Origin of the sequence: Fulvimonas yonginensis (genome assembly GCF_037137055.1) — a bacterium.
Lineage (GTDB): Bacteria > Pseudomonadota > Gammaproteobacteria > Xanthomonadales > Rhodanobacteraceae > Frateuria_A > Frateuria_A yonginensis.
Window position 1 is genome coordinate 214759 of the sequence record NZ_JBBBNY010000001.1, and the last position, 16963, is coordinate 231721.

General features: G+C 71.4%; 15 protein-coding genes. 11 read left to right on the plus strand and 4 right to left on the minus strand.

Annotated features, from left to right (window positions below):
• Window positions 1-46: 46 nt before the first annotated feature.
• From WAT24_RS00935 to WAT24_RS00950, 4 genes are all read right to left on the minus strand, one after another.
• Window positions 47-1120: a BON domain-containing protein gene (locus WAT24_RS00935; protein WP_336805931.1), complete on the minus strand. Its 1074-nt coding sequence runs from the start codon at window positions 1118-1120 to the stop codon at window positions 47-49.
• A 74-nt stretch (window positions 1121-1194) separates the two neighbouring features.
• Window positions 1195-1467: a hypothetical protein gene (locus WAT24_RS00940; RefSeq protein ID WP_336805932.1), complete on the minus strand. Its 273-nt coding sequence runs from the start codon at window positions 1465-1467 to the stop codon at window positions 1195-1197.
• 157 nt (window positions 1468-1624) lie between these two features.
• A complete protein-coding gene (locus tag WAT24_RS00945) occupies window positions 1625-3562 on the minus strand; it encodes a hybrid sensor histidine kinase/response regulator (protein WP_336805933.1) in 1938 nt (645 codons plus the stop codon).
• 147 nt (window positions 3563-3709) lie between these two features.
• On the minus strand, window positions 3710-4138 hold the full coding sequence (locus WAT24_RS00950) for a response regulator (protein ID WP_336805934.1): 429 nt from the start codon (window positions 4136-4138) through the stop codon (window positions 3710-3712).
• A gap of 321 nt (window positions 4139-4459) precedes the next feature.
• Here WAT24_RS00950 and WAT24_RS00955 point away from each other — a divergent pair, with 321 nt between their 5' ends.
• From WAT24_RS00955 to WAT24_RS01005, 11 genes are all read left to right on the plus strand, one after another.
• Complete coding sequence (locus WAT24_RS00955) at window positions 4460-5176, plus strand: gluconate 2-dehydrogenase subunit 3 family protein (protein WP_336805935.1); 717 nt, start codon at window positions 4460-4462, stop codon at window positions 5174-5176.
• Entirely contained in the window at window positions 5176-6936 is a 1761-nt protein-coding gene (locus WAT24_RS00960) for a GMC family oxidoreductase (protein ID WP_336805936.1), read from the plus strand. Before WAT24_RS00955 ends, WAT24_RS00960 begins: the two co-directional genes overlap by 1 nt.
• Window positions 6933-8222 carry a c-type cytochrome gene (locus WAT24_RS00965; RefSeq protein ID WP_336805937.1) on the plus strand — a complete coding sequence of 430 codons (1290 nt, stop codon included), beginning with the start codon at window positions 6933-6935 and terminating at the stop codon, window positions 8220-8222. The genes WAT24_RS00960 and WAT24_RS00965 overlap by 4 nt, the downstream gene beginning before the upstream one ends.
• A 108-nt stretch (window positions 8223-8330) precedes the next feature.
• On the plus strand, window positions 8331-8978 hold the full coding sequence (locus tag WAT24_RS00970; RefSeq protein WP_336805938.1) for a cytochrome c3 family protein: 648 nt from the start codon (window positions 8331-8333) through the stop codon (window positions 8976-8978).
• Between the two features lie 139 nt (window positions 8979-9117).
• Entirely contained in the window at window positions 9118-12063 is a 2946-nt protein-coding gene (locus WAT24_RS00975) for a TAT-variant-translocated molybdopterin oxidoreductase (RefSeq protein WP_336805939.1), read from the plus strand.
• Between the two features lie 112 nt (window positions 12064-12175).
• The gene (gene nrfD, locus WAT24_RS00980; RefSeq protein ID WP_336805940.1) at window positions 12176-13519 is read left to right on the plus strand and encodes an NrfD/PsrC family molybdoenzyme membrane anchor subunit; all 1344 of its coding nucleotides are present in this window, start codon (window positions 12176-12178) and stop codon (window positions 13517-13519) included.
• Window positions 13516-14049, plus strand: coding sequence for a DUF3341 domain-containing protein (locus tag WAT24_RS00985; protein WP_336805941.1), 534 nt, complete (start codon window positions 13516-13518; stop codon window positions 14047-14049). The genes nrfD and WAT24_RS00985 overlap by 4 nt, the downstream gene beginning before the upstream one ends.
• Window positions 14046-14714, plus strand: a complete 669-nt coding sequence (locus tag WAT24_RS00990; protein WP_336805942.1) for a c-type cytochrome — start codon at window positions 14046-14048, stop codon at window positions 14712-14714. Before WAT24_RS00985 ends, WAT24_RS00990 begins: the two co-directional genes overlap by 4 nt.
• On the plus strand, window positions 14714-15790 hold the full coding sequence (locus WAT24_RS00995) for a hypothetical protein (RefSeq protein WP_336805943.1): 1077 nt from the start codon (window positions 14714-14716) through the stop codon (window positions 15788-15790). The genes WAT24_RS00990 and WAT24_RS00995 overlap by 1 nt, the downstream gene beginning before the upstream one ends.
• A complete protein-coding gene (locus WAT24_RS01000; RefSeq protein WP_336805944.1) occupies window positions 15787-16152 on the plus strand; it encodes a hypothetical protein in 366 nt (121 codons plus the stop codon). The genes WAT24_RS00995 and WAT24_RS01000 overlap by 4 nt, the downstream gene beginning before the upstream one ends.
• Window positions 16149-16961 carry an SCO family protein gene (locus WAT24_RS01005; RefSeq protein ID WP_336805945.1) on the plus strand — a complete coding sequence of 271 codons (813 nt, stop codon included), beginning with the start codon at window positions 16149-16151 and terminating at the stop codon, window positions 16959-16961. The genes WAT24_RS01000 and WAT24_RS01005 overlap by 4 nt, the downstream gene beginning before the upstream one ends.
• Window positions 16962-16963: the final 2 nt, after the last annotated feature.

Consider the following 16963-nt stretch of genomic DNA (forward strand, 5'->3'; position numbering starts at 1 on the left):
GTTGTGCGGTATGCGCCTGCCTGCTGTGCAGACAGGCGACCGCGTGTCAGTGCTTGCTGCGTCCGCCGAGATCGCCCGGGTTGCTGCCGCCGGTGGTCGAGCCTCCCATGCTTGCCGATGCAGTCGAGGTGCCCGTCGTGCCGGTGGCGGTGGTGCCCGGTGCCGGCGCGGCGGTGGTGCCCTGCACGTTGGCGTTCGCGCTCGTGCCGGTGCCCACGCGCAAGCGGTTCTGGATGTCCTTCACTCCGCCGCAGTCGTCGACGATGTCCTCGGCCTGATGCTTCATCCAGCGCGCACGCACGCTGCCTTCGAGCGTGACCACGCCCTGGTTCACCTTGACCTCGATGTCGCTGGCATCGATGTCCGCGTCGGTGAGCCGTTCGCAGACCAGCTCGCGCAGGCGTTCGTCGCTGCGCTCGTAGCCGCGCGGGCGGGTGCCGCGGAACTGGTTGCGCTGGTCGCCTTCGTCGAACCAGTAACGCTTGCCTTCCTGGCGGAAGCCGGCGCCACCGTAGGTGTCCGCGCGCCCCTGCTGGCTGCCGTAGCCGCCGGGGGCGTACGGGCGCCCACCGTACCGGGGACCTTCGTAGTCGTGCTCCTGCGTCCAGCTCCCGTGGGCGGCGTTGCTGCGCGCGTCGTCCTGGTAGCGCCCCTGGCCGTAGGCGCGTTCCGCGTCGTAGCCGCTGTTGCTCTGGCCGGGATAACCGCGGCCGTAGTCACGCTGGCCGCGCCACGCGCCGTAGCTGGCGCCGTAACCGTGCGCGCGATGGCGGTTGTCGTCGTTCTGGTAGCCCTCGACGAAATTGCGCTCGGCACGGGTGTCCAGGTCGTAGCGCGCGTCGCCGAGAGGACGCTGCTGCTGCGAGGACCACAGCTCGTCACCACGGTAGCCGCCGCCGTAGCGGGACGGCTCCTCGTTCCAGCGCGGCTGTTGCTGCCCGCCTTCCTGCCAGCGGCGCGGATGGGCCGCCTGCCACGGATGCTCGGCGGCGAACCGGTTGTCGTCCCCGTAGGTGCGCACCTGGCGTTGCGACTCGTAGGGGTCGCGCCGCTCGTCGCGTTCTTCGGCCATGCGCTGGCGGTTGCGCGGGGAATAGTCGTCGTCGTATCGAGTGCTCATCGGGAACTCCTGTGGGACGGAAAGACGCGCCCGTGCGCCGCGAAAAACTTGCAGCGCACGCCAACTTTTTTCGTTCAGTTCAGCCAGCAGTGCAGCGGCAGACCGGGTTCGCCGATGCGCGGCATCGGCATGCCCGGATCGTGCGGATCGATGGCGGGCAGGTCCGGTTCGCGCGGCCGCGGAGCATGCACCGGATCGGTCGGCTCGTAAGGCTGCGGCGGCGTGGGATCGGGCGGCAGCGATTCGGGATCGCCCACCGGCTTGGAGGGAGCGGTCAGGCCCGGCGGCCCGATCCGCGGCATGCGGATCGGCGCGACGCGGGGCGGACACGGCAGAAAGGCGTGCATGGGGCACCTCGCGGTGGAGGGGTACACCCATGGCATTCAAACGCTGTGCCAACCGGAGCCGGGGCGCAGGCGGCACGCAGCGGCACGATGTCGGCAACTTTTACCGGGCCCGGCAGTTTTTACACACACGCGCCTGCCGGCACGAGGGCGCCTGGCGCTAGGAGGCCACCGAGATGGCCGGCAGCAGGGCGCGGATGTGCTCGACCAGCGTGTCGAACTCGAAGGGCTTGGTCAGCAGGTCGGTGTGCGCGTCCACCACCCAGTCCTCGGGCATCGTCTCGGCATAGCCGGTCATGAAGAGCACCTTGAGCCCGGGCCGGTGGCGGCGACCGACGTCGACCATCTGCAGGCCGTTCAGCCCCGGCAGGCCGATGTCCGAGACCACCAGATCGATACGCTCGGTCGATTCGATCGCGGCCAGGCCGGCATGGCCGTCGCGCGCCTCCAGCACGCGGTAGTGCAGCTCGCGCAGCTTGTTGGCGACCAGGTCGCGCACCACGTCCTCGTCCTCCACCAGCAGGATGGTCTCGCCTGCCGCGGTCGGTTGCCAGCGCGTGCCGGCCTCGCGGACCTCGTGCGTGCGCACGTTGCGACGCTCGCCGCTGGGCAGGTAGATCGACACGGTGGTGCCGCGGCCGGGCTCGCTTTCCAGCTCGATCGCGCCGCGCGACTGGGTGACGAAACCGTGGATCATCGACAGGCCCAGGCCGGTGCCGCGGCCCTTGGGCTTGGTCGTGAAGAACGGATCGAACGCACGCGCGCGCACTTCCGGCGTCATGCCGATGCCGGTGTCGCTGACCTGCAGCAGCAGCACCGGCGCCTCCTGCAGGCTGTGCGGGCGACGCAGCGGCCCTTCGCCGGGCGGCACGGCGGCGGTGCGGATGGTCAGCCGGCCGCCGTTCGGCATGGCGTCGCGCGCGTTGATCGCCAGGTTGAGGATCGCGCTCTCCAGCAGGTTGGGGTCGCACAGCGCCGGCATCAGCCCTGGCGCCAGATCGAGCTCGAGTTCGATCCGCTCGCCCAGCGTGGCCGGCAGCAGCTCGGCCATCTGCTCGACCAGCGGGTTGAGGCTGACCGACTTGGGCGCCAGCGGCTGGCGCCTCGCGAAGGCGAGCAGGCGATGGGTCAGCGTGGCGGCACGCTTGGCCGATTCGAGCGCGTTGCCGAGGAAGCGGTCAACGTCCTGGCGCCCGCTGGCCAGGCGCATCTCGACCACTTCGAGCGAGCCGATGATGCCTTGCAGCAGGTTGTTGAAGTCGTGCGCGATGCCGCCGGTGAGCTGGCCCAGCGCCTCGATCTTCTGCGACTGGAACAGCTGCGCGCGGGTTTCCTCCAGGTGCCGTTCGGCCTCGATGCGTTCGGTGATGTCGCGGGTGATCTTGGCGAAGCCGAGCAGCTGGCCGTCGTTGTCGCGGATCGCGTCCACGGCGATCTCGGCCATGAAACGCGAGCCGTCCTTGCGCACCTGCCAGTCCACCACCTGGTAGCGGCCGGTCTCCGCGGCCACCGTCATCGCGGTCTGCGCCACCATCGGGTTGGCGAAGAACTGGCTCATCGGGCGGCCGATGATCTCCGCCGCGGTATAGCCCTTGATCCGCTCGGCGCCGGCGTTCCAGTCGGTGACGATGCCGCGCGCGTCGCACATGCAGATCGAATAGTCGGTCACGCCCTCCACGAACAGGCGGAAGCGCCGTTCGACCTCGCGCAGGCGCTGCTCGGTGAGGCGCCGCTCGGTGATGTCGCGGGTGACCATGGCGAAGCCGAGCAGGCGACCCTGCTCGTCGCGCACGGCGTCCGCCACCGCGTGCGCCCAGAAGCCGCTGCCGTCCTTGCGCAGGCGCTGGGCCTCCTCCTGGAACCGGCCGTGCGCCGCCGCCATGTGCAGGATCAGTTCGGGACGCCCGGCGCCACGGTCCTGCTCGGTGTGCAGCAGGGCGAACGGCCGCCCGACGATCTCGGTGGCCTGGTAGCCGTGGATCTGGGCGGCGCCGGGGTTCCAGGTGCGGATGCGGCCTTGCGGGTCCACCATGAAGATGGCGTAGTCCAGGATGGACTGCACCAGCAATTCGTAAGCCTTGTTCCCGCTCGTTTCCATGCCACCGTCCTTGCACAGCAAGCACCGCGCCACGGTCGTCCAGGACGGTCGCATCGGCCCTCGTTCCCGACCCTGCAGCTCACCCGCGAACCCACATGGCGGACGGGCGCGACGCGGCCGGCTCCATGTGAACCTACCTCAAACCGGCTAGTGAGATAAACCCGGATAGGGCGGCGGGTTGCCGTCGTCGGCCACGGCGCAGGCGCGCGCATTCTTGGCGCGGGCGTCGGCGATCGCCGCCAGCAGCGCCTTGCGATCGTAGGGCTTGGGCAGGAACGTGGCGGTCGGACCCAGCCGTTCGCTGGATGCTTCCGGATCGCCGGAGATCACCACCACCGCCGCGTGGGACCCGCGCCGGCGGATCTCCTCGGCCATGCTGATGCCGTCCTGGCCACCGCCGATGTTGACGTCGGTGACGATCACGTCGATGTCGGGCTGCTCGTCGATCAGCTTGAGGCCGGTCTTGGCGTCGCGCGCCGACAGCACCTGGTAGCCGGCCGCATCGAGGAGCAAGGCCATGACCTCGCGCGTGTCCGAGTCATCCTCCACCAGCAGTACCAGGTTGTCCTTCGCCATGACCCCTCCCACACGCTCGCGCGGTCAGAACCGTGAATGGTGACCATACACAAGTGATGGAAGCGTGCAGGCTAAAGCTTTGTTGCGTCAAGCATTAGGCCGAGATTCCTCCGACCTGGTTCACGGATGTCCGCGGTCGCCCTCCCTGCGGGGACCGGACCTGCGCGGCGTGACCGGGTGCCTGGCGGAGGCCCGCAGGTGCTTGCGTGCAGCGGCCGGGAACGTGAGAACCTGCGATGACAGTGATTGCTCGTTCACCCGTGGGAGCCCGCCTCTTCACTTGCTCCCGCCTAGGCTCTTCCGTTCCGGAGGGAGGAGCCCATGAATCACGACCCGGCACGCCGGGATTTCCTGAGACTGGTCGGCGTGGCGCTGCCCGCCAGCATGCTGGTCTGCGCCTGCGGCGGCCGTGGCGGGTCCGCGGCGGGCAGGGGGGTGGGGGCGGCCTACTTCACCGCCGATGAGATCGATTTCGTCCGTGCCGCGACCGCGCGTCTGATCCCCGCGGACGCGCTCGGGCCTGGTGCCGACCAGGCAGGCGTGCCGGAGTTCATCGACCTGCAGCTCGCCGGCCCGTACGGGCGCGCCGAGCGCTGGTACATGCAGGGCCCATGGCCGGTCGGCACCGACAGCCAGGGCTACCAGCTGCGCTACACGCCGGCCCAGGTCTACCGGCAGGCGATCGCCGGCATCGAAGCGCACTGCCGCAGGCAGTACCGGCAACCGTTCGCCAAGCTGGGCGCCGGGCAGCAGGACGCGGTGCTGCACGCGCTGGAACACGGCAAGGTCGACCTGGGCGACCTGCCCTCGAAGACCTTCTTCAACCTGCTCTGGCAGAACACCCAGGAGGGCTACCTCGCCGACCCGCTGTATGGCGGCAACCGCGACTTCGCCGGCTGGAAGCTGATCGGCTTCCCCGGGCCCCGCTACAACTACGTGCGCGAGATCGGCCAGTACGGCGAACCCTACCGACAGCCCTGCGTTAGCCTGATCGGCCGCGCGCCGCAGGCGGCGCTTGCCCACGCGGGGGTGGCCTGATGCCCCGGCGCATGCCGCCGGTGGACGTGGTGCTGGTCGGCTTCGGCTGGACCGCCTCGATCATCGCGCAGGAGTTGACCGACGCCGGCGTGCAGGTGCTGGCGCTGGAGCGCGGTGCCTGGCGCGACACCATCCCCGACTTCGCCACCGACCACATCCAGGACGAGTTGCGCTACGCGGTGCGCAAGCAGATCTTCGAGGCGCCCGAGCGCGAGACGCTCACCTTCCGCAATTCCGCCGACCAGACCGCGCTGCCGATGCGCCACCTGGGCTCGTTCCTGCCGGCCGCCGGCGTGGGTGGCGCCGGCGTGCACTGGAACGGCCAGTGCTGGCGTTTCCTGCCGCAGGATTTCGTGATCCGCAGCCACACAGAGCAGCGTTACGGCAAGCATTTCATTCCGCCGGACATGAACCTGCAGGACTGGGGCGTCACCTACGCCGACCTGGAGCCGCACTACGACCGCTTCGAATATCTTTGCGGCGTCTCCGGCCAGGCAGGCAACCTCAACGGCACGCGGGTCGCCGGCGGCAACCCGTTCGAGGGGCCGCGCACGCGCGGCTACCCGCTGCCGCCGCTGCAGCGCAGCGCCTCCACCGTGCTGTTCGACAAGGCTGCGCGCGAGGTTGGCTTCCAGCCGTTCCCGTGCCCGGCGGCCAACGCCTCGCGTCCCTACCGCAACCCACTGGGCGTGCAGATGGGCCAGTGCACCTATTGCGGCTACTGCGAGTGGTTCGGCTGCGGCAACTACTCCAAGGCGAGCCCGCAGACGACCATCCTGCCGGTGCTGCTGAAGAAGGACAACTTCCGCTTCCGTACGCACTGCGAGGTGACCCGCGTGGACACCGACGGCACCGGCCGGCGCGCCACCGGCGTCACCTACGTGGACGTCGATGGCAACCAGATCGAGCAGCCCGCGCAGATGGTGGTGCTGTGCGCCTTCGCCCACCACAACGTGCACCTGCTGCTGGTCTCGAAGATCGGCCAGCCGTACGACCCCGTCGCCAACAGCGGCGTGGTCGGACGCAACTACGCCTACCAGATCACCTCCTCGGTCGACGTGTTCCAGAAGGAGCGGCTCAACCCGTTCATGGGCGCCGGCGCGCTGGGCCAGGCGATCGACGAGTTCAACGGCGACAACTTCGACCACGGCCCGCACGGCTTCCTCGGCGGCGGCTACATCGCCCTGTGGAACACCGGCGGACGGCCGATCCTGCAGCACTACCTGCCGCAAGACGCCCCCAAGTGGGGGGCGGGCTGGAAGCAGGCGATGCACGAGCACTACCTCACCGCCTGCTCGATCGCCACCCACGGCAGCGTGATGAGCTACCGCGCCAACTACCTGGACCTCGATCCCACCTGGCGCGACGTCTACGGCAATCCGCTGCTTCGGCTGACCTTCGACTTCCAGCCCAACGAGCACCGCATGTCGGACTTCCTTACCGACAAGGCGGCGCTGATCGCCCGCGCCATTCCCGGCGCCACCGTCCACGAGAAGAAGCGCCAGGGGCACTACACCATCGTGCCTTACCAGACCACGCACAACACCGGCGGCGCAGTGATGGGCGACGACCCGAAGACCTCGGTGGTCAACCGCTACCTGCAGAGCTGGGACGTGCCCAACCTGTGGGTGATGGGCGCCAGCGTGTTCCCGCAGAACCCCGGCTACAACCCGACCGGGACCGTCGGCGCGCTGGCCTTCTGGTCGGCCGAGGCGATGAAGCGCTACCTGAAGAACCCCGGCCCGCTGGTGACGGCATGAGCGCGCCGGTGGCGAACGTGATGCGCTGCCTGGCCATGCTGGCGCTGCCCGCCCTCTGCGTGGCCTGCAGCCAGGACCGGGATCACGCCGCCCCCTCGGTGGTCAAGCTGGGCGAGCGCATGAGCCCCGGCCCCTGGGGCGACATCGCACGCGGGCGCTACCTGGTGCGCGCGGGCGACTGCGAGGCCTGCCACACCGCCCCCGGCGGCCAGCCCTTCGCGGGCGACCGCGCGGTACCCACGCCGTTCGGCACGATCTACTCCAGCAACATCACGCCCGACCGGGAGACCGGCATCGGCCGCTGGAACGACGCCGACTTCTACCGCGCCATGCACCAAGGCGTCGACCGTCTCGGTCACCATCTGTACCCGGCGTTCCCCTATCCCTGGTATACGCGCCTGAGCGTGGACGACGTGCGCGCGATCAAGGCCTACCTCGACACGCTGCCCGCGGTGCGGCAGGCGCCGCGCCCGAACGACCTGCCCTGGCCGCTGGACCAGCGCGGCGTGATGGCGGTGTGGAACGGGATGTACTTCGACGCCGGCACCTACCGGTCCGACCCGCGGCGCTCCGCCCAATGGAACCGCGGCGCCTACCTGGTGGAAGGGGCCGGCCACTGCGGGGCGTGCCACAGCCCCAAGAACGTTGCCGGCGCCGCCGACCGGGACCATCCGCTGACCGGCGGCTTCGCCGAGAACGCCTACGCGCCCAGCCTCGCCGGCGGCCTCCGCGACGGCCTGGGCGGCTGGACCGAACAGGACATCGTGCAGTACCTGCGCACCGGCCGGAACGAGCGCACCGCCGCCGCCGGTCCGATGGCCGAAGTGGTCGAGCAGTCCACCCAGTACCTGAGCCAGCCCGACCTGCAGGCGATCGCGGTCTACCTCAAGAGCCTGCCCGTGCCGAAGGAGGCGCCGGTGGCAGTGGCCGACAAGGCGGCGGTCGGCCGCGGCGCGGCGCTGTACCTGGACAACTGCGAGGGCTGCCACCTGGAGCAGGGCCAGGGCGAGCTGGGTGCCTTCCCGCCGCTGCGGCAGAGCACGGCGGTGCAGGCGAAGAGCGCCGACACGCTGATCGGCGTGATCCTCCAGGGCGCGCGCGTGCCGCGTACCGCGGCCGAGCCGACCGGACTGGCCATGCAGGGCTTCGCGGACCACCTGGACGACCGGCAGATCGCCGACCTGGCCACCTACATCCGTACCGCCTGGGGCAACCGGGCCGCGGCGGTCGACGCGGACGAGGTGGCGGACCTGCGCCAGACCCTGCGCAAGGCGCCCGGTGGCTGAGATGGCGCGGCGCCGCGTCGGTACGCAGCCAGCGGCCGCGCGCGCTTCACGTCCCCCCTGCGATGGTAGGCGCCGGCACTCGCTTGAAAGGACCCGCACGAGAGGGCGATGACCCAGATCTTCCATCCGCGCTTCGGTTTGTTCGTCAAGCTCGGCCTGCTCGCGCTGCTGGTGCTCGCCAGCGCCGCGGTGCTGGCCTGGCGCGGCATGACCGACCAGCGCCCGCGCGTCGAGGAGACGGTCGAGCAGCCGGTGCCCTTCAGCCACCGGCACCACGTCGGCGACGACGGCATCGACTGCCGCTACTGCCACGACACGGTGGAGACCTCGTCCTTCGCCGGCATCCCGCCGATCTCCACCTGCATGACCTGCCACTCGCAGCTGTACACCGACCAGGCGATGCTGCAGCCGGTGGTGCAGAGCTGGCAGCGCGGCGTGGCGCTGCACTGGCAGCGCGTGCACCAGTTGCCGGACTTCGTCTACTTCAACCACTCGATCCATGTCGCCAAGGGCGTGGGCTGCGAAAGCTGCCACGGCCGGGTCGATCGCATGGCGCTGACGAGGCGCACCCAGCCGCTGTCGATGGAGTGGTGCCTGGACTGCCATCGCGCGCCGCAGAAGTACCTGCGCCCGCACGAGCAGGTGTTCGCCATGGGCTGGAAGGCACCGGACCAGCGCAAGCTCGGCCTGGCGCTGGTCCGGCGCTACCACATCGACACCCGGCGCCTGACGGATTGCTCGGTATGCCACCGCTGACCGCCAAGCCCTGCACCGGCCCTGCGGGAGCGAGCGTGCTCGCGATGCGCCTGCTTGCGGCACGCAACAGCCACGGACGGCAGTGCGAGCAAGCCCGCTCCTGCAGGCGCGGCGTGGGCCGGGCAGCGCAGGGGGCGGCATGAGCGGCGAGCCTGCGCTCATCGACGCGCTGCGCACGCGCCTGGGCGATGCCCGCGGGCCCCGCTACTGGCGCGCGCTGGAGGAACTGGTCGAACAACCCGCCTGGCGCAGCCGCCTGCGCGAGGCCTTTCCGCAACTGGCGCAACTGGAGCCGCAGCTCGACCGCCGCGGCTTCCTCAAGCTGCTGGGCGCGTCGCTGGCGCTGGCGGGCCTGGGCGCCTGCAGCCGCCCGCCGGAGCAGGAGATCGTGCCCTGGGTGCGCCGGCCCGACCAGCTGCCGCCGGCGTCGCCACGCTTCTACGCCAGCACCCTGGCCTGCGCCGGTGACATCGCCGGCGTGCTGGTGGAAACCCATCAGGGCCGGCCGACCAAGATCGAGGGCAACCCGGCGCACCCGACGAGCCTGGGAGCCACCGATCCGACCATGCAGGCGGCGGTGCTGGAGCTGTGGGATCCGGACCGTTCGCAAGCGCCGCTGCACGACGGCGCCGCCGCGAGCTGGGACGATTTCGCACGCGAAGCCCAGCGGCTCGCTGCGCGCTTCGCCCACGACGGCCGTGGCCTGCACGTGCTCAGCGGTGCGCTCGATTCGCCGACGCTGGCCGCCCAGCGCGAGGCGTGGCTCGCGCGCTTCCCCGGGGCGCGCTGGCACGTGTACGAGCCGGTTGACGAGGACAACGCGCGCGAGGGCGCGCGGCTGGCCTTCGGCCGGCCACTGCGTGCGCGCTACCGCTTCGACCGCGCGCAGGTGATCCTGGCGCTGGACGCGGACTTCCTCGGCACGATGCCGGGCCGGCTCCTTCACGCGCGCGACTTCGTCGCCGGCCGCCGGCCCGAGGGCGACCGGTTCAACCGCCTGTACGTGGTCGAGGCCACGCCCACGCTCACCGGCGCCAAGGCGGACCACCGCTGGCCGCTGGCGAGCGCGCGCATCGGCCTCTTCGCGCTGGAGCTGGCGAACCTGCTCGGCGTCGACGGCGCCCGCGCGCCGCAGTCCAGCGGCATCGCGCCGCGCCGGTTGCGCGCGCTGGCGCAGGACCTGGACGCCCGGCACGGCGCCGGCCTGGTGCTGGCCGGGCGTGCGCAGCCGCCGTGGGTGCATGCGCTCGCGCACCTGCTCAACGAAGCGTTGGGCAATGTCGGGCGTACGGTCGAGTACTACGCGCCGGCCGAGCCCTGGGAGGCGTCCGCCGCGGCGCTGGACGAGCTGACCGCCGCGCTCGATGCCGGTCGCGTGGACACCCTGCTGATCCTGGACGGCAACCCGGTCTATGCCATGCCGGCCGACGCGCGCTTCGGCGAGCGGCTGGCCCGGGTACCGCACCGCATCCACCTGGGGCTGTACCGCGACGAGACCGCCGCAGCCTGCCACTGGCACCTGCCGCGCGCGCATGCGCTGGAAAGCTGGTCGGACCTGCGCGCGGCCGACGGCAGCGCGAGCCTGGTGCAGCCGGTGATCGCGCCGCTGTACGACGGGCGCTCGGCGCACGAACTGCTGGCCTTGTTCCTGGGCGACACGCGCGACGCGCGCGAACAGGTGCGATCGACCTGGCGCGCACCGGCCGGCACCGACCCGGACGCCTTCTGGATCGCCAGCCTGCAGGCCGGCGTGATCGCCCGCAGCATGCCGCCGGCGCAGCGGGTGCGCGCCGACGACGGCTTCCTCGGCAAGCTCGCGCCGGTGGCCGAGGACGATGCGCTGGAACTCCTGTTCCTGCCGGACCCCACCGTGTGGGACGGACGCTACGCCAACAACGGCTGGCTGCAGGAGTGTCCCAAGCCGCTGACCACGCTGACCTGGAGCAACGTGGCCCTGGTCAGTCCGGAGCTGGCGCTGGCGCACGGCCTGAAGAACGGCGATGCGCTGGAGTTGCGCATCGGCGGCCGCCACACGCAGGCGCCGGTGTGGGTGATGCCGGGCCAGGCGCCGCGCAGCGTCAGCGTGTTCCTGGGCTACGGCCGTCGCCGGGTCGGGCGCGTGGGCGAAGGGCTCGGCTTCGACGCCTATCTCCTGCGCCGAGCCGGGGCACCCTGGCGCGACGGTGGCCTGCGCGTGAACCGCACCGGCGCGCGCTACGCGCTCGCCGCCACGCAGCGCCACCACACCATGGAAGGCCGCGCGCCGGTACGCGCCGGCACGCTCGATGCCTATCGCGAGCGCCCGGACTTCGCGCGCGACGATGCGCCCGTGCCGCCGAGCTTCTACCCGGAGCGGCCGCCCGGCGATTACGCCTGGGCGATGAGCGTGGACCTCAACGCCTGCATCGGCTGCGGCGCCTGCACCCTCGCCTGCCAGGCGGAGAACAACATCCCGGTGGTGGGCGCGGAGGAGGTCGCGCGCGGCCGCGAGATGCACTGGATCCGCGTCGACCGCTACTACGAAGGCGATGCGCGCACCCCGCGCATCCACCACCAGCCGGTGCCCTGCATGCACTGCGAGCACGCGCCGTGCGAGCTGGTGTGCCCGGTCGGCGCCACCGTGCACGATTCGGAAGGGCTCAACGTGCAGGTCTACAACCGCTGCGTGGGCACGCGCTTCTGCTCCAACAACTGCCCGTACAAGGTGCGCCGCTTCAATTTCCTGCAGTACAGCGACCTCACCACCGAGAGCCTGAAGGCGCAGCGCAACCCGGACGTGTCGGTGCGCAACCGCGGCGTCATGGAGAAGTGCACCTACTGCATCCAGCGCATCGAGACCGCGCACATTGCCGCCGACCGCGAGAACCGGCGCATCGCCGACGGCGAGGTGCTGACCGCCTGCCAGGCGGTGTGCCCGACCCAGGCGATCGTTTTCGGCGACCAGCAGGACCCGGCCAGCGCGGTGAGCCGGCAGAAAGCCTCGCCGCGCCACTACGCGCTGCTGCAGGAACTCAATACGCGCCCTCGCACCACCTATCTGGCCGCCATCCGCAACCCGCACCCGGCGCTGGAGGACGACGCATGAGCGCACGGCGCCTCGCCCCGCCGGCCCGGTGCCGGCGCCCCGCCGGGCTCGGACGGCCTTCCTCCCCCCGAGCGGGAGCGCGGGCCACACCGGCACCAACGGGAGCACGGGCATGAGCCAGCCGCTGCTGGCCCCTCGCGAGACCGACGCGACGATCACCGACGCGGTGAGCGACCTCGTGCTCGAGCGCCCGACCGGGCGCCTGTGGCTGTTCGCCTTCGCGCTCGCCTTCCTGCTCACCGCGCTGCTCGGCAGCGGCATCGTCTGGCTGCTGGCCCGCGGCGTGGGCATCTGGGGCCTCAACATCCCGGTCGCCTGGGCCTTCGCCATCGCCAACTACGTGTGGTGGATCGCCATCGGCATGGCCGGCACCTTCATTTCCGGCGGGCTCTACCTGGCCCGCCAGGGCTGGCGCAACGCGCTCAACCGCTACGCCGAGGCGATGACGGTGTTCGCGGTGGCGGTCTCGGGCCTGTTCCCGATCCTGCACCTGGGCCGCCCCTGGTTCTTCTATTGGCTGGCGCCCTACCCCGACCGCATGGGCGTGTGGCCGCAGTGGCGCAGCTCGCTGTTCTGGGATTTTTCCGCGATCGTGGCCTACCTGCTGGTCTCGATCCTTTACTTCTACGTCGGCCTGATCCCCGATCTGGCGACCCTGCGCGACCGTGCGCGCACGCGTGGCAAGCAGGTCTTCTACGGACTGCTCGCGCTGGGCTGGCGCGGCGAGGCGCGCCACTGGCAGCGCTACGAGACGCTCAACCTGCTGCTCGCCGCGATGGCGGTGCCGCTGGTGTTCTCGGTGCACTCGATGGTGGCGCTGGACTTTTCCGAAGGCCTGCTGCCGGGCTGGCATTCGACCCTGTTCCCGCCGTTCTTCGTCGCCGGCGCGCTGTTCTCGGGCTTCGCCATGGCGCTGGTGCTGGGCATTCCGTTGCGCTGGTGCTACGGCCTGCAGGGCTTCATCACCGAGCGGCACCTGGACAACCTCGCCAAGCTGATGCTCGCCGCCGGCCTGTTCGTCGACTACAGCTACGCAGCGGAGCTGTTCACCGCGTTCTACAGCGGCGACCGCTACGAGGTGGCGCACGCGCTGCAGGAGCTGGGCGGGGCCTACGCCTGGGTGTACTGGACCATCGTCGGTTGCAACGTGGTGGCGATCCAGGCGTTGTGGTCGGCGCGCGTGCGGCGCAGCCACGCCGCGCTGTTCGTGATCGCCCTGCTGGTGCTGGCCGGCATGTGGCTCGAACGCTTCGAGCTGATCGTGGCCAGCCTGTACCACGGCTTCCTGCCCTCCAGCTTCGGGTTGTTCTATCCCACGCTGTGGGACCTGGCCTTCCTCGCCGGCTCGGTCGGGCTGTTCCTGCTGCTGTTCCTGCTGTTCGTGCGGCTGCTGCCGGTACTGCCGATGTTCGAGCTGCGCAAGCTGCGAGCCAGGCTCGACGGGGAGGGCGCATGAGCGCGGGCACGCACGGCTGGCTGGCCCGGTTCGACGGCGCGCAGGCGCTGCTGGTGGCCGCGCGCGAGCTGCGGGCGCTGGGCTACACGCGCCTGGAGGCCTACACGCCCTATGCGGTCGAAGGCCTGGCCGAGGTGCTGGGGCCGGTACGCAACCGCATTCCGCTACTGGTGCTGCTGGGTGGGCTGTGCGGCGGCTTCGGCACGCTGTTCCTGCAGTGGTACGCCGCGGTGGTCGACTATCCCATCAACGTCGGCGGGCGGCCCGATGCCAGCTGGCCGGCCTTCATCCCGGCGGCACTGGAGATGACCATCCTGTTCGCGGCGGCATTCGGGGTGGCCGGCATGCTGCTCGCCAACGGATTGCCGCGGCTCAACCATCCGCTGTTCGGGCTGGCGCGCTTCGAGGCGGTCAGCCGCGACGGCTTCTTCCTCTGGCTGCGGGCGGACGACGCACGCTTCGACGCGCGGCAGGCCCGCGCGGACCTCGAGCGGCTGGCGCCGCTGGCGATCGACGAGGTGGGGGCATGAGCCCGCGCCTCGCGCTGCTCGCCGTCCTGCTCGCCCTCGCCGGCTGCGAACAGGCCATGCACGACATGTACGGGCAGCCCAAGTACAAGCCGCTTCAGCCCAGCCCGCTGTTCGCCGACGGCAACAGCGCGCGCACGCCACCGCCGGGCAGCGTGCCGATGGCACAGGGGGAAGCCGCCGACACCGCCAGCGGACGCCACGGACAGATGACGCTGCCACCCGCGCCGGGCCCGGCGTTGCCGCCGGACGCGCAGGGCCGCAGCCTGGCCCGGGGCGAGGTCGGCGAGCGCCGCTACGCCAACCCGCTGCCGCTGACCGCGAGCCTGCTGCAACGCGGCCGCGAGCGCTACGACATCTATTGCGCACCCTGCCACGGGCTCGCCGGCAACGGCGACGGCATGATCGCCCGGCGCGGCTTCCCGGCCCCGCCCAGCTATCACACCGATCGCCTGCGCAACGCGTCTGACAGCCACTTCTACCAGGTGATCAGCAACGGCTACGGGGTGATGTACCCCTACGCCGACCGCATCGCGCCGCCGGATCGCTGGGCCATCGTCGCCTACATCCGCGCGCTGCAGCTTTCCCAGCACGCGCCGCGCGACCGGCTCACGCCGCAGGACCTGGCGCGACTGCCGGTCACGCCGGACAACGGAGGGCGCCGGTGATGCGCCGCTGGCCGCGTGCCTCCCGTGCCGAATGGATCGCCGCGGTGGTCGGCGTGCTGGCGTCGCTCGCCTGCCTGCTGCTCGGCCTGCGCATGCCGCGCGAGGCGTTGCTCGCCTACCTGTTCGCGTGGCTGTGCTGGCTCGCTCCGACGGTGGGCAGCGTGGCGCTCCTGCTGATCCACGCCCTCACCGGCGGCGACTGGGGGCGGGCGCTGCGCCCGGCCTGGCTGGCGGCGAGCCGGCGGCTGCCACTGCTGGCGGTGCTGCTGCTGCCGGTGCTGGTGGGTGCGAGGACGCTGTATCCGTGGGCCGCCCCGGCGGCAGCGACCGATCCCGTACTGGCGCACCAGCGCTGGTGGCTCGACCTGCCGTTCTTCGTGCTGCGCGCGGTCGTCGTGCTGGCCCTGTGGTGGTGGCTGGCGCAGGGCATCCGGCGGCGGCTGGACACGCCGGCCGCCACGCGCTTCGCCGCCGGCGGCCTGGTCGTCCACGTGCTGGCCGTGTCGGTGGCAGCGATCGACTGGGTGATGTCGCTGGTGCCGCAATGGCATTCGACCGTCTTCGGCATCCTGTTCGGAACCGCCCAGCTGCTGGCCGCCGCGGGGCTCTCGATCGGACTCAGCGTGCTCGGCCGCGCGCCGTCACCGGCCTGGACGGCCAGACGCCTGAACGATCTGGGCAGCATCCTGCTGGTGCTGGTGCTGGCATGGGGCTACCTCGCCTTCATGGACTACCTCACCGCGTGGATCGCCGACCTGCCGCCGGAGACGGCGTGGTATCTGCCCCGCGTACGTACCGGCTGGCGCTGGCTGGGAGCCTTCCTTGTGGTGTTCCACCTCGCGCTGCCGTTCGCCGTGCTGCTCTCGCGGCAGGCCAAGCAGCATGCCGCCTGGCTGGCCGGCGTGGCGCTGTGGCTGTTCCTGGCGCAGAGCGGCTACGTTGCCTGGCTGGTGCTGCCCGGCGCCCGCCCGCAGGGGCTGGCCTGGGGCGCGCCGCTGGCCTGGGTCGGCATCGGCGGGCTGTGGTGGTTCGGGTACGGCGCGCCCTGGCGGGCGGCGCAGGAGGCACGGGCATGAGCCGGCAGCCGGACGCGCACGAGTCCTATGCGGTCGCCGCCGGCACGCTGCACTGGGCGGCGGTGATCCTGGCGCTCAGCCTGCTGGCGATCGTGCTGGCGGTCTACATGTGGGCGCGCCCCTCGTTGAGCGAAGGCGGCCAGCCGGTGCGGCCGATCCCGCCGCAGCCACGGCTGCAGGCCGATCCGGCAGCCGACATCGCGACCGTACGCGCGCTGCAGCGCGCCCGGCTGGAGAGCTACCAGTGGATGGACGAGGGGCATACGGTGGCGCGCATCCCGATCGAGCGTGCGATGGCCCTGCTCGCCGCATCGCCGGCAGGCCAGCCCGCCCCCGCGGCGTCGACGGAGCGTCGGCCATGAACCGCCGCGGCGCGCCGCTCCGGGGATGGTGGCGGGGCGTGGCCTTGCTGCTCGTCCTGCTGGCACCGCTGGTGCGCGCTGCCGAGCCGCCGCCCCCGCCGGATCTCGACCAGCGCGCCGGGTTCGACCAGCGCCTGGGCGCGCCGGTGCCGCTGGACCTGCGTTGGCGCGACACCGACGGCCGCACCACGGACCTGCGCAGGCTCGCCGGCGGCAAGCCCCTGCTGCTCGCGTTGGGCTACTACCGCTGCCCGAACCTGTGCGACGTGGTGCTGCAGGGCATGGCGCGCACGCTAGCCGGCCTGGATCTCGCGCCGGGGCAGGACTTCCAGGTGGCCTTCGTCGGCATTGACCCCCGCGAGACATCCGGCGATGCCCGCCACAGCCAGGCGATGCTGGCCAAGGCCCAGCCGGGGGCGCAGGTGGACCGCTGGCACTTCCTCACCGGCGATGCCCGGGCCATCGGCGCGCTGGCCTCGGCGGTGGGCTTCCGTTACTTCTACGACGCCCGCCTGCACCAGTACGCTCACGCCGCCGGCTTCGTGGTGGTCACGCCGCAGGGCAGGGTGGCGCAGTACTTCTTCGGCGTGTCCTGGCCGCCGGCCTCGCTGCGCCTGGCGCTGGTGGGCGCCTCGCAGGGGCGGTTGGGCAACCTGGTCGATCGGCTGGTGCTGCTGTGCTGCGGCTACGACCCCACTACCGGCCGTTACAGCCTGGCCATCGGCCGCACCATGCAGGTGCTGGGCGTGGGTTTCGTGCTGCTGTGCGGGGCCTGGCTGCTGTGGCTGAAGGCGAGGACGCGCGCGTGAGC

Coding starts and splice junctions, on each gene's coding strand:
- WAT24_RS00945 (WP_336805933.1), bottom strand. CDS start 3,562: ATGGAAACGAGCGGGAACAAGGCTTACGAATTGCTGGTGCAGTCCATC.
- WAT24_RS00990 (WP_336805942.1), top strand. CDS start 14,046: ATGAGCCCGCGCCTCGCGCTGCTCGCCGTCCTGCTCGCCCTCGCCGGC.
- WAT24_RS00995 (WP_336805943.1), top strand. CDS start 14,714: ATGCGCCGCTGGCCGCGTGCCTCCCGTGCCGAATGGATCGCCGCGGTG.
- WAT24_RS00950 (WP_336805934.1), bottom strand. CDS start 4,138: ATGGCGAAGGACAACCTGGTACTGCTGGTGGAGGATGACTCGGACACG.
- WAT24_RS00970 (WP_336805938.1), top strand. CDS start 8,331: ATGACCCAGATCTTCCATCCGCGCTTCGGTTTGTTCGTCAAGCTCGGC.
- WAT24_RS00965 (WP_336805937.1), top strand. CDS start 6,933: ATGAGCGCGCCGGTGGCGAACGTGATGCGCTGCCTGGCCATGCTGGCG.
- WAT24_RS01005 (WP_336805945.1), top strand. CDS start 16,149: ATGAACCGCCGCGGCGCGCCGCTCCGGGGATGGTGGCGGGGCGTGGCC.
- WAT24_RS00975 (WP_336805939.1), top strand. CDS start 9,118: ATGAGCGGCGAGCCTGCGCTCATCGACGCGCTGCGCACGCGCCTGGGC.
- WAT24_RS00985 (WP_336805941.1), top strand. CDS start 13,516: ATGAGCGCGGGCACGCACGGCTGGCTGGCCCGGTTCGACGGCGCGCAG.
- WAT24_RS00960 (WP_336805936.1), top strand. CDS start 5,176: ATGCCCCGGCGCATGCCGCCGGTGGACGTGGTGCTGGTCGGCTTCGGC.
- WAT24_RS00955 (WP_336805935.1), top strand. CDS start 4,460: ATGAATCACGACCCGGCACGCCGGGATTTCCTGAGACTGGTCGGCGTG.
- WAT24_RS00935 (WP_336805931.1), bottom strand. CDS start 1,120: ATGAGCACTCGATACGACGACGACTATTCCCCGCGCAACCGCCAGCGC.
- WAT24_RS00940 (WP_336805932.1), bottom strand. CDS start 1,467: ATGCACGCCTTTCTGCCGTGTCCGCCCCGCGTCGCGCCGATCCGCATG.
- WAT24_RS01000 (WP_336805944.1), top strand. CDS start 15,787: ATGAGCCGGCAGCCGGACGCGCACGAGTCCTATGCGGTCGCCGCCGGC.
- nrfD (WP_336805940.1), top strand. CDS start 12,176: ATGAGCCAGCCGCTGCTGGCCCCTCGCGAGACCGACGCGACGATCACC.